The organism is Tanticharoenia sakaeratensis NBRC 103193 (genome assembly GCF_000963885.1).
GTDB classification, from domain to species: Bacteria; Pseudomonadota; Alphaproteobacteria; order Acetobacterales; family Acetobacteraceae; genus Tanticharoenia; species Tanticharoenia sakaeratensis.
Genome location: NZ_BALE01000019.1, coordinates 48318 through 74110, shown reverse-complemented (window position 1 = coordinate 74110; position 25793 = coordinate 48318). Strand labels below are relative to the sequence as shown.

Here is a 25793-nt window from a genome sequence, read left to right as displayed (position 1 = left end):
CTCCGCAAAAAATCCGTGTGGGCGCCTGTATCGTGCCGATACTCTAGGAACCGTCCAGCAGCCCGTCTATATGATAAGAACCTGATCGAAACGATAACGAAGCGTTCTGAGGGCCGTGCCATGATGCATTCCGTATTCGAACCAGCGCCCGCGGACGCCGACGGAGTATTCGCGGTGCGCCGCCCGATCTTCGACATGAGCCGCGAGGCCATCGAGGCGGTATTGCAACCGGATGACCCGGGGGGCCTCAGTCTCGGATTTCGTGCGGCGATCGCAGTGCGCATTGCGGCCATGTCGGGCGTTGGACAGGCCGCGACATGGTTTAATGCGCGTCTGGAAGCGGCAGGGAACGCCGAGGCATATCGCCAGATTGCGGACGGCGCTCTGCCGGATGACGGCAATGCGTCCGTTCAGGCCTGTGTGCATTATGTGGATCTGGTGACGCGCACGCCTGAAGCCGCGACACGCGCGCTGATCGGGAAATTGTCGAGCGCAGGCCTTGCAGATGCCGATATCGTCAGGCTCGCGGAGCTGGTCGCCTGCGTGCACTATGCCGTGCGTCTGTCCGCGGGCGTCGCGATGATGGGAGCGGGCGCATGACATCCACTCATCCGTTCACGACCGAGGCGCTCGACTGGCGCTCCTACGTGCATCCCGTCATCCTCGCGGACGCGACCGATGCCCAGCATGCCGCCATGAAGACCACGCCGTCGAACATGAAGGTTTCGGATTACATCCTGACGCTGGCTCATGATCCGCAGGTTCTGGCTGTTCGCACGCCGCTCTATAATGCCGTCATGTATGGACGGGGCGGCCTTGGACGGCCGCTGCGCGAGCTGGGTGCGCTTGTGGCATCCGTGCTGAACCGATGTGTGTTCTGTGCGTCGACCCATGCGGCGCGGTTCGTGCAGCTGACGGGGCGCCGGGATGTTGTTGAGGCGATCTTCACAGATGGTGCGGACGCGAAGCTCGAGCCGGAATGGCAGCCGGTCTTTGCGTTTGCGGTCAAGCTCACGAGAGAACCCGGGGCTGTCGGTGCGCACGACCACGAAAGACTGCGTGAGGCCGGTCTGTCGGATCTGCAGATTCTCGATCTCGTCTTGTCTGCTTCGATGTTCGCCTGGGCGAACCGGCTTATGCACACGCTCGGTGAAGCCGAATATCCGGTCACGACTCCGGAAGGTGGATAACCCTGTAGGGCACTGTATCCGCTCCGCGCGGGAAGCATGCGCTCTGATAACATGAGCATTCTGATCCGTCGCATCCCTGTCGCGGCGGATCAGTCTGCTTGATGTGACGGGGTCAGTGTCCCGGCCGGTCCGTGAGTGTCTGCAGAAACGCGACGATGGCGTCGCGCTCATGATCGTTCAGGGCCGGTGCATCCCCGTGTTTGCGATCGAGCGGCGCATCGGTCATGTCAATATTCTTCCGGTATTGAACGGGAAGATCGTCGTAAGGCTGCACCTTGCCGTCCGCGCCGCGTGCATAGAACCGCTCGGGCTCGATATCGCGCAGAACGTAGAAATCGAGAACCTGCCGGAGCGAGCGAAACACGCCGTTATGGAAAAAGACGTGGCGCGTCGCGCTGTTGCGCAAGGTGGGCGTTGCGAACATGCCGCAATAGGGCGCAAGCGTCTTGCGGCCGTCAGGTTCACGGTCACAGACACCCAGGTCGAAATGGGCCGGATCATGATTGGCGATCAGGTCGCGGTTGCGCGGGGCGCCGAGCGCCTCGTACTGATGATCGGTGAACAACGGCGGCAATCCGTTCGATGGGACCGTATCGACATGACAGGCCGCGCAATTCCCTTTTCCGGGATCATTGTACAGCAGATAGCCTTCGCGTTCGAGCGGGGTGAAACGCGCATGTCCCTGCAGCCACGCATCGAACTTGCTAGAATAGGCGTGAAAGTTCGGATCCTCGATCTGGTAGCGCGCCAGCGCGAACATGGCCTCGTTCAGCAGGAAATCGGGTTCCGCGGCGCCGGCCATGCCGGAGAGCTGCTTCAGGGCGGCGGTGTAAGGCGCGTGTGAGATGCGCGTGAGAACGCGCTTGCGCGTCGATGCCATTTCCGCCGGGTCATACAGCGGCCCGAGCGTCTGCTGCTGCAACGTATCGGCGCGACCGTCCCAGAAAAGACCGCCCTGTGGCACCATGTTTGCTGCCGAACTGGATGTGTTGGCCGCGCTCTTCGGCCCGTGTGCGGCGTCTCCCGTCGGGGGCGCGAGCGGCGGCGGTCCCTGTTCGCTGACCGGATTGTCCGGGCCGATGCTGAAGCTCGGCTCACGATCCAGATAGGTCAGGGAGGGCACCGCGCGGCGCCCCTGCTGGTCGAGTTTCGTGCCCCCGAGAAAGACGGGCGTGTCGGTCGCGGGGCCGTAATGATGGTGCGGGTCGTGACACGACGCGCAGGAGAGTTGTCCGTTTCCCGACAGGGCCTTGTCGTAGAACATCGCCTTGCCGATCTGCGCCATCAGCGACAGAGGCTGTGTGGGCGGCAGGCGGAGCGCGCTCGGACACGGGTTCGATCCGTCCGTTCGTGGCGCGCAGGTTCCGGGGGTCTGCGCGTGCGCCCGCGCGGCACCGGCCAGCCCCATGAACGGCAGCGCCGCCATCAGGGCCAGTGTACGGAATGCGGGAAGCCGTTCGGGAGATCGGAAGAAAAACATGGTGTGGGAAATATGCTCGCCAAAATGAAGAAAGTCAGCGAAGCCGAGGCTCCGCTGACTTCCACGTCAGTTCCTGACTGTCCGGATCAAGGAACGCGCGAGGCACAAGTCGTGCGCGTTCCTCATGGCTGGGATCAGAACGGGAAGCCGCCGAACCCGCCGAAGCCGCCGAACCCGCCGTGGCCGCCATGATGGTCATGGCGCGAGGCGCGGACTTCACCGGTTCCCGGATCCAGCATCAGCGCTTCGAATTTCGGGAAGCTGTAGAAGTCGAACAGATCGTCGAGGCTGCCGGTGCTCGCGTCGAACGAGCCGCCGCCTAGGCGCTTGCCATTCAGCCAGTTGTCCTCGATGAAGCGGGTGACGGACGCCTGCGTCACTAGCGTATGGCCGATGTAGTTCCGCTTGGCCCAGGGCGAGATCAGGATGAGCGGGATGCGTGTGCCCGGGCCGCAGCGACCGTTCACGGTCTTGCCCGACACGCCTTCCGGCAGCGGGCCGTTGCACTTGCCTGCACCGTTGAGCTGGTCGGCGGACGCATCGGCCGACCCGTGCCTCGGGGCGGTATAGGCATGGTCGTACCAGCCATCCGAATCGTCATACGTCACGATAATGGCCGTGTCGTTCCATTCCGGGCGGGTCTGGATGAAGTTGACGAGCTTGACGACGCCCGCCTGTTCATCGAGCGGATCCGAGTAACCGGCGTGACCGTCCTGGAAAGCCGGGAGCTTGATGAAGGACACTGCCGGGAAATTGCCGGCTTTCACGGACGCGTAGAAGTCGTTCAGGTCGTATTCGTGGTTCGCCGGTTCTGCCTTTCTGGAGCCGGGCACCACACTGTAGCCGATGGAACGGATCGAGGCCGGCCGCGCATGCGTCGGGTTGGCGGTCGTCTCGTAATACTGGAACCAGTTGTGATGGGGGATGTAGTCCGCGACATTTTCCGCGACCGTCGACGAATAGGTCTGACGGCTGCAGCCCGTGCTGCCGTCGGTGTTCGTGGACGTCAGGTCGAAGCCGCCCATGAATCCGCCCCAGGTGATGCCCTGTTCGTTGAGCAGGTCACCGATGTTGCGGCCGGTCATCGACGCCTGGTTGGTGGTCGACGAGCACGTGTCGTAGGCGGGGTCGATGTCGTTGACCATCGTGTAGCCGCCCTGCCCGTCATTGACGTAGGACGACGAGGTCGTCTTGGTCGAAGGCTTCTGCGTCGTGAAGCGGATCGACATCCCGTTGGTCTGGCCCGAGACGACTTCAAGCGCACCGGGGGTCGAGGGACCGTAGGTGTCGGTATACATGTTGTCGCTCATCGCGAAGCGCTGCGCATAATTCCACAGCGCCGTCACGGTGTTGCCGTCGAAATAGCCCAGGACCTGTCCCTTGGTGCCGAACGCGCCGACGCCGCCCGACGAACCCGAACCGGTATAGAGCGGGAAGAGGTCGGCCTTGCCGTTGTCGTAGGCCATCTGCTCGGCCGTGTAGGCGTGATTCTGGTCGGCCGTGCTCGCCTGCGTGCGATCGAGACGGAACGGCAATGCCGCACCCGTGCCGTTGGCGGTGTTCGTGTTCGGGTTCTGCGCGAGCAGGTTCGCGGTCCGCAGATTGTTGACCTTGCGGTCATACGGGGACGGACGGAACGACGGCTCGCCCGAGGGGTTGGCCGCGTTGGGGTATGTTGCGAAGTAGTGATCGAAGGAGACGTTCTCCTGATAGATCACGACCAGATGCTTGATTGGCGTGCGGGTTCTGACATGCGATGCGCCGCCGCCGAAACCGGCATTGTCGCCATGTCTGTCAAACGAGTGCGCCTGCGCCACGGCATCGAGGGCCGGGGTCATCAGCGACAGGGACAAAAGCGTGGAAACTGCGAGTTTTGCTCTCGTTGAGAACACGTCGGGCGGCCTTTCCTGATGATGCTCAAGTCCTGAACGCGGCCGGATTCGCGTGCATGCCGGAAGGTGTGGGCACGGCTGTCCGCCCTGTGTCGTGTGCCGACACCGGCGTGCGAAAAAGGGGGATTCGGCCTCGTTCAGATATGTCTGCGGTTGAAATCGGTTGAGGACTGCGCCGTTTGCTATCGCACCCGTGAAACGGGGTGTGTGATGATTCTGTGAAACTGCAACGAAGCGACAAACTCCGTTAACCGGCGCTGCAGACTTCCGGTCCGGCTTCTGTCCGGACGGCTTATGGGCGATATGAAGCCGGAGGATGATCGGCCATGGCCCGGGCCGCGTGACGTTGCCTCGTTTTCATCCCGCGCGTATTGCCGGGCGACCGCGCGCTTCCGACCTGCGGGAGCGGCACGATGGACATGGCCGGAACGGAAAGACGATCTGATGACAAGCAGCATGGTGACTGTCCGAAACGTCGCGGACCTGCGCGGCGTGGTCGATCAATGGCGGGCGGACAGGCTGGTGATCGGCCTGGTGCCGACCATGGGGGCCCTGCATGACGGCCATCTCAGCCTCGTGCGGCGTGCGCTTGCGGAATGCGACCGCGTCATCGTCTCGATCTTCGTCAACCCGACGCAGTTCGACAACGCATCCGACCTGGCGCTTTATCCGCGCACGGCGGACGACGATGCGGCCATGCTGCGCGGCGCGGGTGCGCACGCGCTGTTCATGCCGGATGTGGACGCGATGTATCCGGCCGGATTTGCGACACGGATCCATGTCGGCGGCGTGTCCGAGGGTCTGTGCGGCGCCCATCGTCTGGGTCATTTCGACGGTGTTGCAACGGTTGTGACGAAACTGCTGATCCAGTCCCGGACGGACCGGGCCTATTTCGGCGAGAAGGACTTTCAGCAGCTTCAGGTGGTCCGTCGGGTCGCCGCCGATCTCGACCTTCCGGTCACGATCGTCGGTTGCCCGACCGTACGGGAGGGGGATGGGCTCGCAATGTCCTCGCGGAACCGTCGTCTGCCTGTCGAAGATCGTGAGAAGGCCGCCCGGCTTCCGCACCTGATGCAGGACGCGGTTGAGGCCCTGAAAAACGGCGAAGCGTCGACCTCCGTCCTGCCCCGGCTGCGCACGGCGCTCGAACAGACGGGTTTCGGTCCCGTCGAGTATGCCGAACTCCGCCGCGCGGACGACCTTACGCGCTGCGATGAGACCTATCGGCCGGCGCGGCTGCTGGTTGCGGCATGGCTGGGCCATGTCCGGCTGATCGACAATCTCCCGGTGGCCTGACGGCCGCCCCATTCTATCGTGCGCGCGGACGCCAGCGGTTGAGCAGCAGCGAATTGCTGACGACCGAGACCGAACTCATGGCCATGGCCCCGCCCGCGATCACCGGATTGAGCATCCCGAACGCTGCAAGCGGCAGGCCCAGCAGATTATAGATGAAGGCAAAGAACAGGTTCTGCCGGATCTTGGACAGGGTCGCGCGGGACAGCGAGATGGCGTCCAGCACGCCGGCAAGCTCGCTGCGCATCAGGACGATATCGGCCGTATCGACCGCAACCGCGGCCCCTGCCCCGATCGCGAAGCCGACATCGGCTGCCGCCAGCGCAGGCGCATCGTTGATGCCATCACCCACCATGCCGACGGTCCCGCCGCGGGCGCGATACTGCGCGACCGCATCGGCCTTGTGCCCGGGCAGGACACCGGCGCGGTAATCATCCACGCCGACCGCACGGGCCACCACGCCTGCCGCGCGTTCATTGTCGCCCGTCAGCATCGCAACCCGGATCCCCGCGGCCTTGAGGGCAGCCACGGTTGCCGCCGCATCCGCGCGCAGCCGGTCGGCCAGCGCGATGACGCCGAGAAACCGGTCGCCGCGGGCGACGGCGATCACGGTCTTGCCCGCGCTTTCGAGCGTATGAACGACGTCGTCATCCAGCACGACGCCGCTGTCCCGCAGGAACGCAGGCGCGCCGAGACGGGCGGTCTCGCCTCCGATCTCGCCTGTGACGCCGCGGCCCGGGACGGCGGTGAAACCCGTCATCACGGCGGCATCGATGCCTTCGGCTCTGGCATGATCGACGATGGCGCGAGCGAGCGGATGCTCCGAATTCTGCTCCAGCGCGGCCGCGACGGAGAGCAGATGGGCGCTGTCGATGCCTGATGCGTTGACCGTGTCAGTGACGGCGGGACGGCCTTCGGTCAGCGTGCCGGTCTTGTCGAAAATGATGGTCGAAAGCGTCCGGGCATGTTCCAGAGCGTCCGCATTGCGAAACAGGATGCCCGCCTGTGCGCCGCGCCCGGTGCCGACCATGATTGCCGTCGGTGTTGCAAGACCAAGTGCGCACGGGCAGGCGATGACCAGAACCGAGACGGCGGACACGAGGCTCCATGTCGCCGATCCCGTGGCGGCCCAGCCGACGAGGAACGTCAGGACGGCAAGACCGATGATCGTCGGCACGAAGATGCCCGAGATGCGATCGGCCAGGCGCTGCACCTGCGGCTTCGACCCCTGTGCCTGTTCGACCATGCGAACGATGCGGGCCAGCGCCGTATCCGCGCCCACGCCCGTGGCGCGGATACGCAGCGCGCCATGGGCGTTGATGGTGCCGCCGAAGACCCGGTCGCCCGTGTTCTTCAGAACAGGGGCACTTTCGCCGGTCAGCATGGACTCGTTGACTTCGGACGTGCCGCTCAGGATCGTCCCGTCGACCGGCAGGCTTTCACCTGGACGCACGACGAACACGTCGTCGCGACGCAGGGCGGCAACCGGACAATCGGTGATTACGCCGTCGTGCTCCCTGTGCGCCGTTGCGGGCTGAAGCTGCAGCAGGCGCTCGATCCCGGCGCTGGTGCGCATGCGCGCGCGCGCCTCCATCAGGCGGCCCAGCGAAATCAGCGTCACGATGGCGGCGCTGGCCTCGAAATAGAGGGGCTGGTTCAAGCCGAGAAACAGGACGATCGTGCTGAAGCCATAGGCGATGCTGGTGCCGAGCACGACCAGCACGTCCATGTTGGCCGCACCACTCCGGACGGCGTTCCAGGCACGCTGATACAGGTATCGCGCGCAATAGAGCTGCACCGGGGTCGCGAATGCGAACTGCCACCAGCCGCCCGGCATCGGAACGTGGCCCGCGAGCATGGCGATCATGTTGTAGAACAGGGGCGCCGACAGCAGGACCGTCAGCACAAAGCGGTTGCGCTCCAGACGCCATGCGGCCGCGCGCTGCGCCGCGGGATCTTCCGGCGCCACTTCATCGAGCGACTTTGCGCCGAAACCTGCCTTCTCGATCCGTGCCACAAGGTCGGCCGCGTCGGTGACGCCGGGCACATACGTGACATGGGCGCGTTCGGTCGCGAAATTCACCGAGGCATGCACCGTCGGAACCCGATTCAGGATCTTCTCGATCCGCGCCGCACAGGACGCGCAGGTCATGCCGCCCAGCGCCAGATCGACGCTCCGGGTCTCGACGGCGAAACCCGCCTTCCTCACGGTGTCGATCGCATCGTCGATCGACCCGCGTGGCTCGTCGAGGGTGATCCGGGCGCGTTCGGTCGCGAAATTGACGTGTGCCTGTATGCCATCGCGCCGGTTCAGCATCTTCTCGATGCGGGTTGCGCAGGCGGCGCAGGACATGCCGCCGATCGGAAGGCTGATGGCGTTGGACAACGATCGGGCTCCTTCGTCTGGGCTGATCATATCATACCCCGTGCCGGTATGTTCAAGCCGTCTCGGGAGGTCGGGGCGGGCTGCCGGTCCGGCGCTACTGCAATCAGCATGGCGTTCAGCGATGTCGGCCAACATGTGTTGCCCCGAACCCCCACCCGGGTATAGTGGCGATGCGTACGGCCATGGGTCGGGCGTGCGGCGGCCGGCTCGGGCACTGCCGCGAAACTGGCCGACGGACAATCGGATGCCCGCCACACGGACCCTGCACTGGATCGGTCGGATGACCTGCCTGCTGCTGCAGGTGATGGTGCTGGGCGCGCTGCTTCCGAACAGCGCGCAGGTGGCATCAGCAGCACCCGCGCATACGGAATGCTGCGGCATGGCGGCGGACATGGCGACGCCGTGTCACGCGACGGATCACCCTGTGCATCATGGAGCTGAGGGCGGTCTCTGCTGTCATGACCATGGCGTCCCCTCGGGCTTCATGCTGCCGCTGACGGATCATGCGACCCAGGCGCCGCGCCGGGCGGTCGTGCGTCTGGTCACGATGGAATCGGACATGCATGTGCCGGGCGCCGACTGGCTGCCGCCACATCGTCCTCCGCGCCTGACGATCCTCTGATCGTCGCGGCGGCGGCCTGTCCCGGTTCGGGGAATGGGCTCGATCCGTCATCCATCGTTTCAAAGACCCGGATTTTGCTCATGAGCGTTCCGTCTTCCTTTGCGGACGGCCTGACGCGTCGCCGCTTCGTCACGGGGCTTGGCGCGGCCAGTGGCCTGCTGGCTGCGTCCGGCCGCCCGGCGCGTGCGTTTTCGCCGTCCGGCATCATACCCCCCACGGCGTCCGATATGTGGAACCTCAGCGTGGGACGCACGCGGATCGAGGTCGGCGGCAAGGCGCTGGATGCGCCCTGTCTCGAGGGCAGCGTGCCGGGTCCGATCCTGCGCTGGCGCCAGGGCGACACCATCACGCTCAATATCGCCAACCGCCTCGCCGAGACGACGTCCATTCACTGGCACGGCATCCGCCTGCCATCGGACATGGATGGCGTGCCGGGCCTGAGTTTTGCCGGCATCCCGCCCGGCAGGACATTCAGCTATCGCTTTCGCCTGCATCAGAGCGGCACCTACTGGTATCACAGCCATTCGGGCATGCAGGAAGCCCAAGGGCTTTACGGCGCCATCGTGATCGACCCCGCACGCCCTGATCCGAATGCATGCGACCGCGACTATGTCATCGTCCTCGCCGAATGGACGGACGTCCCGCCGCACGACATCGTCAGCAATCTCAAGATGCAGGACGATTATTACGTCTTCCGCCAGCGCACCGCCGCGTCATTCCCGCGGGAAGCCCGTGAGGCCGGAGGCACCATGGCAGCACTCGGCTCGCGTCTGGCATGGTCGAAGATGCGCATGGCGGCGACTGACATCGCGGATGTCACGGGCGTCATCTACACCTACACGCTGAACGGTCATGCGCCGGACATGGACTGGCGCGGCCTGTTCCGGCCCGGAGAGCGCGTGCGGCTGCGCTTCATCAATGCAGCCACCATGACGTTCTTCGACGTGCGCATTCCCGGGCTCGAGATGCAGGTCGTGCAAGCGGATGGGAACGATGTCGAACCGGTCGCGGTGGACGAATTCCGCATAGGCGTTGCCGAAACATATGACGTGATCGTCCGTCCGCGTGAGGATCGGGCCTATGCGATCTTCGCCCAGAGCGAGGACCGGACCGGTCATGCCCGTGGCACTCTGGCCCCGCGTCCTGGCATGACGGCCGCAACGCCGTCGATGGATCCGCGCCCCGTGCGCACGATGATCGACATGGGCATGGGAGACATGTCGGCGGACAGCATGGACATGGCCGCGATGCCGAAAGACGGCGGCCACAATGCCGGGTCGGACATGGGGAGTATGGACATGTCGTCGGGTGCGATGCCCGGCATGGCCACGTCACCCATGGAAGTGGACGATCCAGGGCCGCCCCCGGTCAATGTCGAAAACCAGAATGTCGCGATGATGCCGGTGGACCGTCTCGGAAGCCCCGGCGACGGGCTGGAGAGGAATGGCCGGCGCGTCCTGAATTACCGGCAACTCCGGGCAACCCGCCCCGGTGCCGATCCGCGTCCGCCGTCGCGCGAGATCATCCTGCACCTGACCGGCAACATGGAGCGCTATATCTGGGGGTTCAACGGCCGCAAATTCTCGGAATCCGGTCCGATCCGCCTGAAGCGCGGCGAACGCGTGCGCTTCACGCTCATCAACGACACCATGATGGAACACCCGATCCATCTGCACGGGTTATGGAGCGAACTGGAGAACGGGCAGGGCGATTTCCGCCCCTACAAGCACACGATCATTTCCCAGCCGGGCTCGAAGCTGAGCTACCTCGTGACCGCGGATTCGCCGGGTCTGTGGGCCTATCACTGCCACCTGCTGTACCACATGGATCTGGGCATGTTCCGCACGGTGGCCGTGTCGTGAGGGCGCGCATTCTCTGCCTTGCGCTGCTGGCACCGGGATCCGTTCTGGCGCAACCGGGCGCGATGGCCGGCATGTCCGAAAGTGCGATGTCGGATGGGGCGATGCCGAACGGGACGATGCCGGGCATGGCGATGGATGGCCCGCCGTCAGCGCCCGCCGCGCAGCCTGTCAAAGCGCAGACAAAAACCCGGAAGTCCACGGCGGCGCCGGTCGCGAAGTCCCCTGCGCAAACAGCGTCGCATGCGGTACGGCCCGCTTCGCGTCCCGTGTACCACGCAGCCGATGCGCAGGCGCCGGACGGTATCGTCTCTCTGGGCGGGATTCCACCTGTCATGGACCAGATGAACTGGTTCCACGGAATCCTGGACGAGTTCGAAGGGCGTTACGCCCCGGGCGGCTCGGATTTCCGCTGGGATGGCGAAGCCTGGTACGGCGGTGACTACAATCGTCTGTGGCTCAAGTCCGAAGGAACATTGCAGCGTGGCCGGCTGAGTGACGGCGATCAGGAGGCGCTCTACAGCCGGGCGATCTCGACCTATTTCAACCTGCAGGGCGGCGTGCGCGTCGATCTGGACAGCGGTCCGACCCGCACCTGGGGGGCGTTCGGCGTCCAGGGGCTGGCGCTCTACCAGTTCGAAATCCAGGCCACCGGCTATGTCAGCGATCGCGGACGTTTCGCCAGCCGGATCGAGGGGTCATACGATCTCCTGCTGACCAATCGCCTGATCCTTCAGCCTCAGGCGGAATTCAATCTCTACACGAAGGCCGATCCGGCGCGGCAGGTCGGCGCCGGGCTCTCCGACGTCGATGCAGGCCTGCGCCTGCGCTACGAGGTCTGGCGGAAATTCGCGCCTTACGTTGCCGTCACCTATGCCGGGTATCTGACACAGGCCCGGCACATCGTCCGTGCGCAGGACGAACAGACCGGAGCCGTGCGGTTCACGTTCGGCATCCGGAGCTGGTTCTGATGTGTGTCCGCAAGACCTTCGAATACAGGAATGCCACCATGCGGCACGTCGCACTGTTCATGATCGTCCTGATGCTGGCGCCGTCCGCGCGTGCCACATCCCGCCCGCGGACAGATCAGCCTCAAGGCAGCTCTGTCGCATTATCCAAGGAGAAGGCCGCACAAGATCCCCTGGCCGGCATGACGATGGACCAGCAGATGGCGGTCTGCGCACGCCTGGCCGACAGGCGTCGACAGGGTCAGCCTCTCTCGCCCGTCATGGCAGGACAGGCCGAGGCCTGCGACCGGATGAGCATGGCGCCGACCTCCATGCCCGCGCCGGCGGCGACACTGGACCGGTAGGACGGGCGGGAGGCATCGCGGGCAGAAGTCTGTCAGCGCATCAATCTGCGCACGACCCCCAGCAGTTCGTCGATCGCCTCTTCGCCGCCGTCTTCGAGCACGGCCTTGCGTACGCAGCCGTTGGCATGCGTCGAGAGGATCTGGACCGCGACCCCGTCAAGGGCGGATTTGATGGCGGAAATCTGCGTGATGATGTCGACGCAGTAGCGGTCCTGCTCGATCATGTTCAGCACGCCGCCGACCTGGCCCTCGATCCGGCGCACGCGGTTGAGCAGCGCCTTCTTTTGCGGCTGTTCCACACGTCGGATCTCGTGATCCGCATCCTGGCGGTCACACTGCGCGCAGCCGACGGCCTCCTGGGTCGCCGATGGTCCTGTCGCCATGGATTGCCGTCTCCCTTTGCCTACACGAATAGCAGGTGGGAGCAGGGGCGGCCAAACAATGGTGCACCCGGCGTGCAATGTCCGGCCCGGCGCGAGGCCAGCTTCACCTCATGCCGCGGCACACTGTCCGCGTTCTGCGATACGCGGCGGGGGCAGACATTTCTGTCATCGCCGTACGCAGGCCGTGGCTCAGGACAGGCGGGAGACCAGAAGCTGGTTGATGCGGAAGCCTTCCACGTCGACGACTTCGAAGCGGTAATCGGCGAGATCGATCCGGTCCGCCTTGCGGGCCATCCGGCGCAGGCGATGCATCACGAAGCCGCCGATCGTGTCGAACTGATCCCGTTCCGGCCCGAGATCGATCTGCAGCTCGCGCAGGACGTCGCCAATCGGGGCGGCCCCGTCGATCAGCCACGAGTTCTCGTCGCGACGCACGATCGCCTGCTCCTCGAAGGGATTGGCGAGCCCATCCATCAGGGCACCCATTATGTCCTTGAAGGTGATCAGGCCGACGACGAGGCCATATTCGTTGACGATCAGCGCGAAGCCTGCGCTGTGCGCATCGAACTGCGCCAGCGTGTCCCACAGGTTCAGGGTCTCGGGCAGCGACAGGACATCGCGCCTGCGGCTCAGCAGCGGGCTGCGGGTCGGCGTGGTCGGGCGCGCATCCGGATCGCCGACCACGGTCACCAGCACGTCCTCGGCGCGGATCGAGCCTATGACATGGTCCAGGCCGCCGTCGCACAACGGATAGCGCGAATAGGGGCGCACACGGACCTTGTCGCGCTGAACGTCCGGGCTTTCCTGGACGTCGAGGAACACGATCTCGTCACGCGGCGTCATGGCGGATGTGACCGACCGGTCCTGCAGCCCCAGGACGTTCTGGATGACCTGATGCTCCTGCTCGAGCAGGACGCCCGATGCGGTGCCTGCGGCCAGGATCGCGCTGAGATCCTCCGGCGTCACCGGTTCGACGGCGGAGGCTGCGGGAATATGCAGTGCATTCAGAAGCCAGTCGGAAATCCGCGAAAAGACCCAGACAGCAGGATAAAGGACCCTGAGCGCCAGCCCCGGAAACCAGCCGACGAGGATTGCCACGCGCTCGGGTGCATGAAGGGCGATTCGCTTCGGAAGCAGGTCCGCGAACAGGACGAACAGCCCCGTGACGAGCACGAAGGACAGGACGGCGGCGAGATGGAGCGCCGTGGCGGGAGACATCCCGGCCGAGACGAACAGCGTGCCGAAAGCCGGACCCAGCAGGTCGCTGCTGATGATGCCGCCGGCAACCCCCACGGCATTGAGACAGATCTGCAGGACCGTGATGACCTGCCCGCTGTTGCGACGCAGTTTGAGAAAAGCCGATGCCCGCACGTCGCCGGCTTCGGCCAGGGCGCGCAATCGCGCATCACGGGCTGCCGCGAACGAGATTTCGGACAGGGAAATCAGGATCGAGACGAGGATCGCCACGGTCATGGCGAAGGCGCTGGCAAGAAAAAGGATCACAACATCACGCGCTAGGTCCGATATCGGCGGTTATTTCGGGCCTCCGACTACCACAGGGCGCATCTTTGCGGCCAGCCTGACGAACGGGTCCATGCCGACATGGAGCGTCTCTTCCTCCGCGGATCATGTTGGCCGGGTCGCGCGGGCAGCGATGTATCGTGAACCTGCTGAACTCCGGACAGGTCAAAGCCCGTGCGCGGCGGCCGGGATCGGTGCGGCCGGGTAAAGATGACATCCCGCCGATCGGGGGGAATCTGCCGTAACATTGCGGCAGTGACATTACGGCGCCGGACCGACCGGGCGTCTGGATTACAGTTTTACGCGCGATTCCCGGGTGCATGGCTCTTGACGTGGCAACCGTTTGCCGCCGTCATCATGCGCCCTCAGGGAGATGCGCCGTGATTCTTGCCGACAGCCATTGTCATCTCGATTTCGACGAGCTTGCACCGGATTTCGATACGGTCATGGCGCGTGCCCGTGCGGTCGGCATCCGACGGTTCGTGACGATCGGCGTCCGCGTCCGGCAGCATGCGCGCGTACTGGCCAAGGCGGAGGCGCATGACGACGTGTTCTGCACGGTCGGGACCCACCCTCATTATGCGGATGAAGAGACCGACATCTCGGCCGACGATCTGATCGCCCATGCGCACCACCCGAAAGTCGTGGGCATTGGAGAGGTCGGGCTCGATACGTTTCTGGCCAATGCACCGTGGGATGCGCAGATGCGCAACCTGCGCGCCCATATCGTGGCCGCGCGCGAAACCCGGCTTCCGCTGGTCATTCATTCGGTCCGGCAGGACGAGGCGATGGCGCAGGTGCTCCGCGAGGAAAGCGCGTCCGGCGCCTTCCCGATCGTCATGCATTGTTTCTCGGGTGGTCCGGCGCTCGCACGGACATGCCTCGATCTGGGTGCTTACCTGTCGTTTTCGGGGATGCTGACATTTCCCGAGCGGGATTATCTGCGCGAGATCGCACGCGATCTTCCAGCGGATCGTATTCTCGTCGAGACCGATGCGCCGTCACTCGCCCCTGTGCCTTATCTCGATCAGAGAAACGAGCCGGCCTATCTCACGCATGTCGTGGCCTGTCTGGCGAGATTGCGCGGCACGTCGGCGGAGACGATTGCGGAGCAGACGACCCGGAATTTTTTTGCAGCCTTTGAAAAAATTCCCCCTCTCGAACAGCTCTCCTGAAGGAAGTTCTCATGACGGATGTTCTCCCCGCCGACCTGATCACGACGGCTCCCGACGAGGTTGCGATCCGTCAGGCGCTCGTGCAGGTGGCACTCGGACGAAAGCCCGCGGACATCGCAATCAGGGTGGGGCGGCTGCTTGACGTCCATACGCGCCGCTGGCTGGACGACCAGGAAATCGTCATCTCCAATCGGCGGATTGCCTGGGTCGGTGCGGCCGGGACTTATCCCGGGGAGGTGCGCATGCGCGAGGCGCGGCCGCATCTTGCGGCTGTTCCCGGCTTCGGCGAGGTGCACAAACATATCGAGAGTTCGCATCTGACGCCGGAATACGAAGCGGCGCTGGTCCTGCCGCGCGGCAATACGTGGACGTGCGAGGCGAGCCACGAAATGTCCAACGTGGACGGGCCGAACAATCTCGCCTTCTGGCTCGCCGCCCGGCAGAATGGCTCTCCGCTCAAGATCTTTCCGCTGCCGGGCTCGGCCGTGCCGCCCACGGGATACGAGAGAGGCGGCGGCTATTTCGGCCTTGATGAACAGCGGGCCTTTCTGAAGACCAATCTGATGGTCGCAGGCCTCGACGAGGTCATGGACTGGCCCAGCGTGTCGGACCCGGCCTCGCCGTCTTATGACCGTCTGTGGGGCATGATCCAGGCGACGTTCGAGCAGCGCGGCGTCGTCGAAGGGCATGGTGCGGGCCTGCGTGAGCCTTCAGTCGTGAACGCGTTTGCCGCGGCAGGCCTGGCCTCTGATCACGAAGTCCGCACGCCGGAAGAGATGTTCCGTAAGCTTGCGGCCGGCGTCTTCGTCGAAATCCGTCCTGTCTCGATCCCGACACTCGTCCCGGCGCTGCTGGAGGCGGGGCTTGCGGATTTCTCCCAGATCGCGTTGACGACCGACGACCGCTCCGCCAGCGATACGCTCAGGCTGGGTGCCAGCGACTACAATGTGCGCCTGGCTATCGAGGCCGGCGTTGCGCCGGAAGTCGCGATCCAGTGCGTGACCATCAATCCGGCCCGTCACATGCGCCTGACACCATGGGTTGGCAGCATCAGCCCCGGCCGATTTGCCGATTTCGTGCTGCTGTCGGATGTCGCGACGCTTCAGATCGCCGAAGTCTGGGCTGATGGAAAGCAGGTTTCGCAGGGGACGACCTATACCGGCCCGTTGCCGAAGATCGACTGGCCGGACTGGGCACGGCGCACGATCAATGTCGGGCGCGATCTGACCGCGCAGGATTTTGAAATTCCCGCCGCATCCGGCCGCGCGACCATGAATGCCGCCGTCCTGCGGCCCTTTCACTGGACGGACGATTTCCTGACCGAGACGCTTGCCGTCGAAGATGGTCTCGTGCAGCGGGACAGTGATCGCTGCATCACGAAATTCGCTATCGTGGACCGCTATTCCGGCAAGGCGCAGGTCGCGCGCATGTTCTGGCGCGGCTGTGGCCCACGCACGCCTGATACGGCGCTGGCCTGTTCCGTGGCCCATGACCAGCACAATATCTGGGTGGTCGGCTCATCGGATGCCGCCATGGCCCAGGCCGTCAATGCGATCGCGGCCCAGCAGGGCGGATGGGCCCTGGTTCGCGAAGGCGAAGTCGCAGCCACCGTGCGCTACGAAATCGGTGGTCTGATGTCCGCGCGCACGGCCGAGGAACTCGATGCGGAGATGCAGGATCTTTATGCAGCGGCGGAAGAGGTCGACTGGATGCACGAGCCGACCTATGTCGACGGCTGGCCGGAAGGGTTTCCGGAGCGTCTGATTTTCGCCACGCTGACCTGTGCCCCGTGGCGCTGGGTGCTTGTCGCACCTCATCCGGAACGTGCGCCCGAGGGATTCGTCAACGTGCAGACCGGGAAGACGCATCCGATCGTCTGGTAAACCGTAAAGGGGCGATCGGGTCTGACGAATATCGATATGCACTGCCGTCGTCATCGATCTGGATGGACGGCGGCATGAAAGACTTTGTACCAGGCTCCTGATCGTCTGGCTCATGAACCGCGTAGGCCGCCCAGATCGCACTGCCAGCGGCATTTCGCCGCGAACACTTAAAGACCTGCACGATAACTGTGCGATCATTGCCAGGATATGATGGCGACTGTGTATCGGTCCGTCGGGACGGGCAAAGAAGTCGCCACCGGAAAGACTTCGAAGACACAAGCTCTTCTATGGAAAGCGAGAGCTGTGAGGGAGAGCCGTCCTCGGTACACAGATCCGGACGGAGCGGCAGGCTTCCGGGAGATCGGATCGCGCGTGCTATGTCCGCATGGAAGCGGACTTCCACGCATCGACGCGCAATCTGGAAATCGTTAAAATAACGTTCCTTTCAGCCAAAAACCGATGGTGCGAGTCTTTTCGATCCGGCCGAACATGGCTTAGTCAACGGCGCATCAGACTGCGCTCATTTTCGCAATGCCCCGGTCTCGTTTTCGCACTGGCCTGATGCCTCGCAAGCCAGATGACGAAACGCGGGCTACGTAGCCAGTTTGGAAGACGTGTCAACAGTTTTTCCGACGCCGCGAGAAGCGGCAGACGGCGGTCTTCGGGCTTGAGAAAAATTGTGAAATATGTGGCGAATCCGCCACGAAAATGCTCAGGGCTGGCGGAAAACCGCCACTTCAGGCTGAAAAACATGAGGTCGACCCAAAAAACCGACGACGCAAAGCGAAACGAATTGCGTTGGTATCGAACCCGAGTGATTATCGGCCGATACGCCGTCATACGTAAGGGATCCATGATGAGGATAGGTTTGTCGTCCGCCCGCCGGCTGCTTGTCGCCGGAACTGCGCTGTCGATTTCGGCAGTGGCGGTCGATGCGGCCTCGGCGCAGAGCGTGCCTCATCATCGCAAGACGACCCATACGCGTGCCGCCGCCGCGTCGCATGCCGCAGCGCCGCCGCAGCCTGCATCCACGGCCGCTCGCGCGCCGGCGCGTCCCGTACCGGTCAGCGCCCCGAGCAAGGCCGAGTCCATCATGGTGGTCAGCCATAATCCGGTGCAGAGCCCGAACGGCGTCACTGGCCGGTCCCCCGGCGGCGGCCTCATGGCGGTCGAGACCGGCGCGCACAGCCAGACGACGATTTCCCGGGACTTCATCGCAAAGCTCGCGCCGTCCACGTCGGCCGCACAGATGATGCAGTATGCGCCGGGTGCGGATGTCGGCTCCTCCGACCCGTTCGGATTTTCCGATGCCGTCATGATCAATATCCGCGGCATGCAGCAGTCCGAAATCGGATATCTCTATGACGGCGCGCCGATCGCGGACGTCGACTCCTATTCGCCGTACACCTCGGAATGGGGTGACACCGAAAACTACCAGGAAGTGAAGCTGACGCCCGGCCAGTCCGATCTGGAAGCGCCGCTTGCGAATGCCACGGCCGGCACGATGAACATCCAGACCCGCGACCCGTCGCGCGAGTTCGGTGGGCTGATCGACTATTCCTACGGCTCACACAAGACCAATCGTGAGTTCCTCCGGATCGATACCGGCGAAATCGGGCATACCGGCATCACCGGCTATGTCTCCTACTCGAACGCGACATATGGCCAGTGGCGCGGTCCGGGCATGAGCCAGCGCCGTCACGTCGATTCGAGCTTCCTGAAGCGGTGGGGAGACGGAAACGAGGTCCGCTTCGTTCAGGCCTATAACGAGAACAATACGCAGAGCTACAACAACGTCACCCAGGCGCAGTGGTACGCCCACGGCTCCAAGGGCAACGTGGATGATGGCGGCAACAACTTCTCGAGCAACCCGGGAAGCCTGGACTACTGGCCGGTCCACGAAGGTGGCTGGCGCGACCTGATCCTTTCGATGCCATCCACGTTCACGTTGCGCCACGACCTTCATCTGCACGTTCAGCCCTATTACTACTGGGGTAGCGGCGGCGGTGGTTATGGCACGACCCTGGCTTTGGCCGGGAACTATCTCGGGACGCAATACAGGGCGGACTCGGTGGTCGTTCCTAATCAGAGTCTTGTATATAACGATAACGGGGTCCCGACGACAAATACTCAGGCATACTATATTGCTGAGGAATTTCATCCAGGATTGAGCTCGTCCATCGATTACGAGCCGGATTCACACAATAAGATCGTCTTCGGCTGGTATTACGATTATCTCGATGATCGTCAGTCTCAGATCTACACGCAGTTGGGGAGTGATGGTACGCCCGCGTCATACTGGGGATCGTCCGCGCTGAAGTATGCTGACGGGCAGACGCTTTTTGGACAGGACTATCACCTGATTACCCAGACCAACGGTCTGTTCATCGGTGATTCCGCGTCCTACCTGCACGACAAGCTGAAGATCAACGTCGGCTTCAAGGAAGTGATGGTCAATCGGTACGGCACGAACAACCTGCCGGGTCCTCAATACAATGTCGGGACCAACACGGCGGAGCCGTTGCCGCGGTTCTCGGCCAGCTATCAGATCGATCGCGCGGATCAGGTCTTCGTGTCGGGCTCAACCAATTTCCACATGCCAACGGCGAATACCTATTTTGATACCTACTCGGGTGGCTCGGCATCTCCGCCGTCTTCGAGCCTGAAAAACGAATATGCCATTACCGAGGAGCTTGGCTTCCGACATTACGGCCTGATCACGGCAGCGGTGACGTTCTTCAACACGAACATCACCAACCGTAATATCCAGTCGTCTCTTTACCAGAATGGATATAACTACTCCACGACGCTGAATGGCGGCGGCGCGACGCTTCGCGGTATTGACGCCGAGTTCGGTACGCGCCCGTGGCATCATTTCAGCCCCTATTTCTCGGGCGAGTATCTGCACGCCACGACGGATAACAATCTGGCTGCAGGTGGTACGACCGCCTCGGGCGCCTATATCGACGACTATCTGCCGACGAAGGGGAAGACGGCGGTTCTTGCACCGAAATTCAGCGTGACCGGTGCCCTGACCTACGATGATTCCAAGAATTTCGGTACATTCACCTATCGTTGGGTCGCCAAGCAGTACGCCGACTTCATGGACCAGCAGGCCCTGCCATCGCATGGCGAGATCAACCTGAGCCTGGGACGGCGTCTGCCGAATGTCTGGCGCCTCAAGCACCCCCTGTTCCAGGTCAATTTCATCAACCTGGCCAACTGGCATTATCGCTCGGGTGTTGAATCCATCAGCACGAACTCGAACAACACGACCGGTATTTTTGGCAGCACGATCGCAAGCACGCAGCCGGAATACTACATCAACACGAACTTCGCCGTGATGGGCACATTCACCACCGGTTTCTGATCCTGCTTTTCCCGACGTCGGCCTCCGCTCCGAGGCCGGCGATTTTCGGCTTGAAACGAAAGGTTCGCCGCTCGTGGCCCGATTGCCCGGTCTGCCGAGCGCGCTCGGCTTCCTTGTTTCCGACATGCCGCAGGCCCGCGAGACGAGTCTTTCGCGAGAGATCGTTGCGGGCCTGACGACGTTCGGGGCGATGGGCTACATCGTCATCGTCAACCCGCAGATCCTGTCGGCGACCGGTGCGGACCGACATGTCCTGATCGTCATTACAGCACTTGCTGCCATGTTCGGCACCATCGTCATGGCGATCTTCTCGCGCCTGCCGGTGGCGCTGGCCCCGGCCATGGGATCGAACATCGTCTTCTCCCAGGTCGTCGTCGTCCGGATGGGATTGTCCTACGGAACGGCGCTGGTGATGGTGCTGCTGGGTGGCGTCCTGTTCACGCTCCTGTCGGTCAGCAACCTGCGATCCGCTGTCGTTCGCGGGTTTCCTGAATCCATCCGTGTCGGCCTTCAATGTGGTATCGGCCTGTTCATCGCCTATCTGGGCCTCGTCGGGGGCGGGTTGGTGCGACATGCGCCATCCGGTGCGCCGGCCTTCGGCGACCTGACGATGCCTGCAACCCTGCTGACGTTCGCAGGGCTGCTCATCACGCCTGTCCTGATGCTGATGCGGGTTCGAGGCGCGCTCCTCCTCTCGATCGTGGCCATCACGCTGTGCGGGCTGGTGGTGCCGGGACCGCATGGCGGCATGCTGACCGTTCTGCCGAGCCGCCCGGTCCAATGGCCGTCACTGCCGCGCCAGTTCGTGTTCGGCTTCGATTTCCGACAGTTCGCGGACCATTTCTTCCTCGCGCTGCCAGTGGCGCTCTATTTCTTCCTGGGGGATTTCTTCTCCGCGACGGCGACGCTGATCGGCGTCACGCGTCGCGCCGGGCTGATGACGCCGGACGGGCAGTTTCCCAATGCCCGGCGCGCCTATCTTGCGGACGGGATCGCATCGCTGATCGGCGCCTGCATCGGCAGTCCGACCGTTGCCGCCTACGTCGAATCCGCGACCGGTGTCGAGAGCGGCGGCCGGACGGGACTAACAGCGCTGGTGGTTGCGGCGCTGTTCGGGCTCAGCGTGTTCTTCTGGCCGCTGATCGCTGCCATCCCCGCGCAGGCGACGTGTCCCGCGCTGGTCATGGTCGGAATCCTGATGATGGACGGGATCCGCCATATCGATCACAGCCGGTTCGAAAATCCGGTCAGCGCGGTGCTGATCCTGCTGCTCACGGTCACGACCGGCAATCTCATGGTCGGCCTTTGCACCGGCTGCTTCGCCTACACGCTGATGATGGTGGGCTTGCGTGAATGGCGGCGGCTGACGCCGGTCCTGTTGCTCATCGACGCGATGCTGGTGCTGTATCTGTATCTGAGTGCCACGAGCATTGCCTGATCGTGGATTTCTCGACCGCCGTTTCTCGGTTCGGGCGCGTGGAAGCACCATCCCGCGCGAGGTGATCGGCGGGCTGACGACGTTTGCCGCCATGGCGTATTGCGTTGCGGTCAATCCCATGGTCATGCAGGACGCAGGGATGGATCGCGCGAGCGTTCTCTCGGCGACCTGCCTGATCGCCATCATCTGCACGACCATCATGGGGCTCTGGGCCAACCTGCCGCTCGGTCTGGCGCCCGCTATGGGATCGAACGTGGTGTTCGCCGTCGTCCTGGTGCGCCAGATGAGCATGCCCTGGCCCGCGGCGCTGGCTCTGGTCAGCCTGACAGGCGGCATCTTTCTGGTCATGACGATGACGGGCCTGCGCGAGCGCATCGCGCAGGCGATCCCGTTGTCGCTGCGCGTCGGCATTCAGGGCGCCGTCGGGTTCGTCATCCTGTTCATCGGCATGCGTCACGCGGGCTTCGTGGTGCCGAACCGCTCGACCTTCGTTGCCATGGGGCCGATCGGCGATCCGCGCGTGCTCCTGACGCTCGCAGGCTTTATCGCGACACCTGTGCTCGTCGCGCGACGGGTCCCGGGCGCGTTGATCCTGTCGATCGCCGTGCTGACGATCGCAGGGCTGTTCCTGCCGGACGGGCATGGCGGGACGATCACCCGTTGGCCCACGCGCATCGTGGCGCTGCCGGTCTGGCCGCGGGCAACGGCCTTTCATCAAGACTGGCCATGGCTTGCACAGCATGTCGTGTCGATCATGCCGATGATGTTCTTTTTCCTCTGCACCGAACTGTTCGGGTCACTGGCCAACGTGCTGAGTGCGATGAGCGCGGCGGGGCTGGTCGCGGAGAACGGTCATATCCCCCATGCGCGGCGCACGTTCGCAACCGATGCGATCGGATCGATGGCAGGGCCCCTGCTTGGTACGTCCGTCGTGACTGTCTATTCGGAATCCGTGACCGGTGTGCAGGCCGGTGCGCGGACCGGGCTTGCGGCCCTGGTGATCGCGGGCGGCTTTTGCCTCGCCCTGTTCTTCTGGCCCGTCTTCATGATCATCCCGGCGCAGGCAACGGCACCTGCGCTGCTCGTGGTCGGGCTGATGATGCTCCAAGGGCTGCGCGCGCTGGACCTGAGCGATCTTGCCGAATGCGGCCCGGCCCTTCTGACCATCGTGATCGCGGCCATGACCGCAAATCTGATCAATGGCATGGCATTCGGTGTGTTCGCCCATATCGCCCTGATGTCGGCGCACGGCAGAGCGCGGGAGATGTCGCCCGTCATCTGGGCCTTGGGCGTGATCTTCGGGCTGTTCTTTCTCGTATCCGCCGGTCTGCATCCGCACGGACACTGAGCGTTTCCGGGAACGTCGGACCCCGCCTCGCCCTGATGCGGTCAGGGTCCTGTTCTGTCGCGCAGGCGGCCCTGCTCAGAACGCGGCCTTCAGATCCCCGACATAGGTCCGCATCGGGAACGGGTGATACTCGAAATATCGGGCGTTATTGATGTTGTCGATGCCTGCATCCAGCGTGAGCGGGCCTGCGACGTGCCAGTGAACATGCACGTCCACGACGAGGAATGTGTCGAATGCGCCGAAGACGTGACTGACGCTGTCGGTATTGTCCAGCGTCGAATACATCTTGCCCTGATAACGGAGCGCGGCCGAGAGATCGAGGCGCTGTGTCGCATGCCAAGTGGCCTGCAGGGTATCGCGCCATTTCGGCACATAGGGCACATGCTTGCCGTTTGCACTTGTCCCGGCACTGCTCCTGAAGCCGGGGTCGGAGAGAATGCGCGAATCGACGTAGGTGACGCTGTTGGAGAGATCGAGGCCCCGGATCAGCAGATCGTGCCGTTCGGCCACGAACTCAACGCCGCGATTGCGCACCGCGTTCACGTTCTGGAATGTCGTCGTATAGATCGAGTTCAGCAGCGTGCTCTGCGAGATCAGCGCATCGCGCGTGTTTTCCTGGAACAGCGACAGCCGCAGGCTGCCGTTTGTCAGGCGACGCTCGATCATCGCTTCTCCCGAAAAGACGCGCTCGGGTTTCAGATTGGCGTTCGGAACGGCGTACGTGCCGCCTGTCGAGACGATCTGATAGAGTTCGGACACTGTTGGATAACGCCATGCCTCGCCGAACGAGAGCTTGGTGGTCCAGCCCGGATTGATACGCCAGGCCAGGGTCGCCTTGGGCGATCCATTAGTGGAATGGGCGGTCGGCTGGCTCGTCGCCACGCTGCCTGCGCTGTTGAAACCGTTCGACGCGCCCCAGAATTCCACGCGTCCGCCCAGCGTCAGTGTCCAGCCCGGCAGAAATTTCCAGACATCCTGTGCCCAGAGCGCATAGGTCGTCGTCGTGCCGCGACCGGCGCTGTGCAGCGTGCCGTTGCCGGCATCGGAGGAGGCGGCCCAGTTGCCGGTGTTATACGTCGGATTTTCGAGGTGATATCGATCCAGATGGCCGCCGAAGCTCAGTTCATGAGCGCCTGTCGGGCCGGCGGGACGCCAGATGCCTTTCAGGTCGCCCGTGCGCCAGCCTGATCCGTCCATTCGCGCGATATAGCCGTTGCGGGTGAACGTGGTCCCGCCGAGAACGCCTGCGGGATTGCGCTGGATGTCCTTCAGATAATCATAATCCGTGAAGACGGCCTCACCGTCCCAATGGCCCTGTGTATTGGTCTTCAGCGAGACCGCATTCATCAGATGATCTTCGTTGAAGCTGTAGGTGTCGTTGGCGAAACCGGCGACGCCGCCGAACGTGGGGGTGCCCGATGCGGTGGTCAGATAGGTTTGCGACCGCGCCCGTGTCTGGTTGTCCCAGAAGCCGATCGTGTAGTTCAGGCCCAGCCAGCGTGTGACATCGTAGGCCATCCTGAGCGTCACGTTGTTCATCGTGCTGTGCAGCAGGGCGCCGGCGCCCATGACATTGGCGGCCGTGCCCGTCTTGCTCAGCGCCCGGATGCCACCCGTCGTTGCGGTCGGGAACGTGGAATCGAGCACGTAATAGAGCGGCTCGGAGAGCGTCTCCTCCCGGTTGGCGCTGAACAGCCAGGACAGCCGGCCGATCCTGTTGCCAAGGGTGACGGCACTGTTCGAGGTGCCGTAACTGCCGTGCGTCCTGTAGTCGCCGTAGGTCTGCACGCTGCCGGTCTGCTTGATCGTCGCAGTGAAATGATCCGGCATGCGCGTGGTGATGAGAACGACGCCTCCCATGGAATTTCCGGGATATTCGGCCGCGAACGGGCCATAGAGCATGTCGATCCGTTCGATCTGCTCGGGCGCCACCATGCCCCAGCGCGGCGCACCCGTCGTCGTGTTGTTGGAGATCAGGGCCGAGATCAGCGCGTCATCGACATAGACGAGACTGCGCGCGCTGGAGGCAATGCCCCATGTGCGCGTCTGGAGCGTCGCCTGCGTATCGCCGTTGTAGCGCTTCCGCAGCATGAGGCTTGGCATGTATCTGAGCGCGTCTTCGGTATCGATGATGTTGAGCGTTGCATCGATCTGCCGCCGGTTGATGCCTGCCGTTGTCTGCGGCAACGCAAATCGCCGGATCTCGGGTGCCGCGGCGCGGCCCCGGACCACGATCGTCTCTGTTCTGTACGCGGGCACGGTTGCTGATGGCGTCCGCGCGGGTGGCGGATGGGCCGACGTCTTTCTCTGCGGCGGCGGGACGGTCTCCGCCGCGCGGACAGGGACGGCTACGGGATGCGCGCACATGATGAGAATGGCGAGCACCCCTGGGTGCATGCCGGTTCTTCGGAAGCAGGGCGCGGTTGGGCCGGGCATGATCGTGTCCTGAGCTGGCCTTGGAAAAATGCCAGTGGATTCGAATGGCCCGGTTCAATGACTATCGGTGTGCCTCCCGGCATCGCACCCTTCGGGGCAACGCGTGAGAGGCATACGGATGGTCGCGAGCGACAGGCGGACGCATCGGATCTTCTGGCGGCGGAGCGGTCGCGTCCGGCCGGATGCGTTTCGCATCGGCCGGAAA

The 25793-nt window shown here is 63.7% G+C and carries 18 protein-coding genes; 12 read left to right on the top strand and 6 right to left on the bottom strand.

Features of this window, described 5'->3' with window-relative positions; all coding sequences use genetic code 11:
- Positions 1-120: 120 nt before the first annotated feature.
- Positions 121-600: a hypothetical protein gene (locus tag B8446_RS08480; protein ID WP_048848916.1), complete on the top strand. Its 480-nt coding sequence runs from the start codon at positions 121-123 to the stop codon at positions 598-600.
- Positions 597-1190: a peroxidase-related enzyme gene (locus B8446_RS08475; RefSeq protein ID WP_048848915.1), complete on the top strand. Its 594-nt coding sequence runs from the start codon at positions 597-599 to the stop codon at positions 1188-1190. The genes B8446_RS08480 and B8446_RS08475 overlap by 4 nt, the downstream gene beginning before the upstream one ends.
- Positions 1191-1302: 112 nt before the next feature.
- On the opposite strand, the gene B8446_RS08470 is transcribed toward B8446_RS08475, so the two are convergent.
- Entirely contained in the window at positions 1303-2475 is a 1173-nt protein-coding gene (locus B8446_RS08470; RefSeq protein WP_048848960.1) for a cytochrome-c peroxidase, read from the bottom strand.
- Positions 2476-2804: 329 nt separating this feature from the next.
- On the bottom strand, positions 2805-4508 hold the full coding sequence (locus B8446_RS08465) for a phospholipase C (protein ID WP_084712204.1): 1704 nt from the start codon (positions 4506-4508) through the stop codon (positions 2805-2807).
- 510 nt (positions 4509-5018) lie between these two features.
- Here B8446_RS08465 and panC point away from each other — a divergent pair.
- Positions 5019-5858, top strand: coding sequence for a pantoate--beta-alanine ligase (gene panC, locus B8446_RS08460; RefSeq protein WP_199484075.1), 840 nt, complete (start codon positions 5019-5021; stop codon positions 5856-5858).
- Between the two features lie 13 nt (positions 5859-5871).
- On the opposite strand, the gene B8446_RS08455 is transcribed toward panC, so the two are convergent.
- Positions 5872-8241, bottom strand: coding sequence for a heavy metal translocating P-type ATPase (locus tag B8446_RS08455; RefSeq protein WP_084712196.1), 2370 nt, complete (start codon positions 8239-8241; stop codon positions 5872-5874).
- A gap of 244 nt (positions 8242-8485) precedes the next feature.
- Between B8446_RS08455 and B8446_RS08450 the strand changes: the two genes are divergently transcribed.
- From B8446_RS08450 to B8446_RS08435, 4 genes are all read left to right on the top strand, one after another.
- Entirely contained in the window at positions 8486-8863 is a 378-nt protein-coding gene (locus B8446_RS08450; RefSeq protein WP_048848912.1) for a hypothetical protein, read from the top strand.
- An 80-nt stretch (positions 8864-8943) separates the two neighbouring features.
- Positions 8944-10725, top strand: a complete 1782-nt coding sequence (locus tag B8446_RS08445) for a copper resistance system multicopper oxidase (protein ID WP_048848911.1) — start codon at positions 8944-8946, stop codon at positions 10723-10725.
- 125 nt (positions 10726-10850) lie between these two features.
- Positions 10851-11693: a copper resistance protein B gene (locus B8446_RS08440; RefSeq protein WP_373277141.1), complete on the top strand. Its 843-nt coding sequence runs from the start codon at positions 10851-10853 to the stop codon at positions 11691-11693.
- A 38-nt stretch (positions 11694-11731) separates the two neighbouring features.
- Entirely contained in the window at positions 11732-12034 is a 303-nt protein-coding gene (locus B8446_RS08435) for a hypothetical protein (RefSeq protein ID WP_148505915.1), read from the top strand.
- Positions 12035-12066: 32 nt separating this feature from the next.
- On the opposite strand, the gene B8446_RS08430 is transcribed toward B8446_RS08435, so the two are convergent.
- Together B8446_RS08430 and B8446_RS08425 are read right to left on the bottom strand one after the other, a co-directional pair.
- Entirely contained in the window at positions 12067-12417 is a 351-nt protein-coding gene (locus B8446_RS08430) for a metal-sensitive transcriptional regulator (protein WP_048848909.1), read from the bottom strand.
- A gap of 189 nt (positions 12418-12606) precedes the next feature.
- Positions 12607-13890, bottom strand: a complete 1284-nt coding sequence (locus B8446_RS08425) for a hemolysin family protein (protein WP_048848957.1) — start codon at positions 13888-13890, stop codon at positions 12607-12609.
- A 428-nt stretch (positions 13891-14318) separates the two neighbouring features.
- Between B8446_RS08425 and B8446_RS08420 the strand changes: the two genes are divergently transcribed.
- The 5 genes from B8446_RS08420 to B8446_RS08395 all read left to right on the top strand — a co-directional run bounded on the left by B8446_RS08420 (position 14319) and on the right by B8446_RS08395 (position 23152).
- On the top strand, positions 14319-15113 hold the full coding sequence (locus B8446_RS08420; RefSeq protein WP_241767704.1) for a TatD family hydrolase: 795 nt from the start codon (positions 14319-14321) through the stop codon (positions 15111-15113).
- Between the two features lie 11 nt (positions 15114-15124).
- Entirely contained in the window at positions 15125-16996 is a 1872-nt protein-coding gene (locus B8446_RS08415) for an adenine deaminase (RefSeq protein WP_048848908.1), read from the top strand.
- 868 nt (positions 16997-17864) lie between these two features.
- Positions 17865-20366, top strand: a complete 2502-nt coding sequence (locus B8446_RS08405) for a TonB-dependent receptor (protein ID WP_048848906.1) — start codon at positions 17865-17867, stop codon at positions 20364-20366.
- A gap of 73 nt (positions 20367-20439) precedes the next feature.
- A complete protein-coding gene (locus B8446_RS08400) occupies positions 20440-21804 on the top strand; it encodes an NCS2 family permease (protein ID WP_148505913.1) in 1365 nt (454 codons plus the stop codon).
- On the top strand, positions 21797-23152 hold the full coding sequence (locus tag B8446_RS08395; protein WP_241767703.1) for an NCS2 family permease: 1356 nt from the start codon (positions 21797-21799) through the stop codon (positions 23150-23152). Before B8446_RS08400 ends, B8446_RS08395 begins: the two co-directional genes overlap by 8 nt.
- A gap of 75 nt (positions 23153-23227) precedes the next feature.
- Here the strand turns inward: B8446_RS08395 and B8446_RS08390 are convergent, their stop codons facing one another.
- On the bottom strand, positions 23228-25384 hold the full coding sequence (locus B8446_RS08390) for a TonB-dependent receptor (RefSeq protein WP_241767702.1): 2157 nt from the start codon (positions 25382-25384) through the stop codon (positions 23228-23230).
- Positions 25385-25793 lie beyond the last annotated feature (409 nt).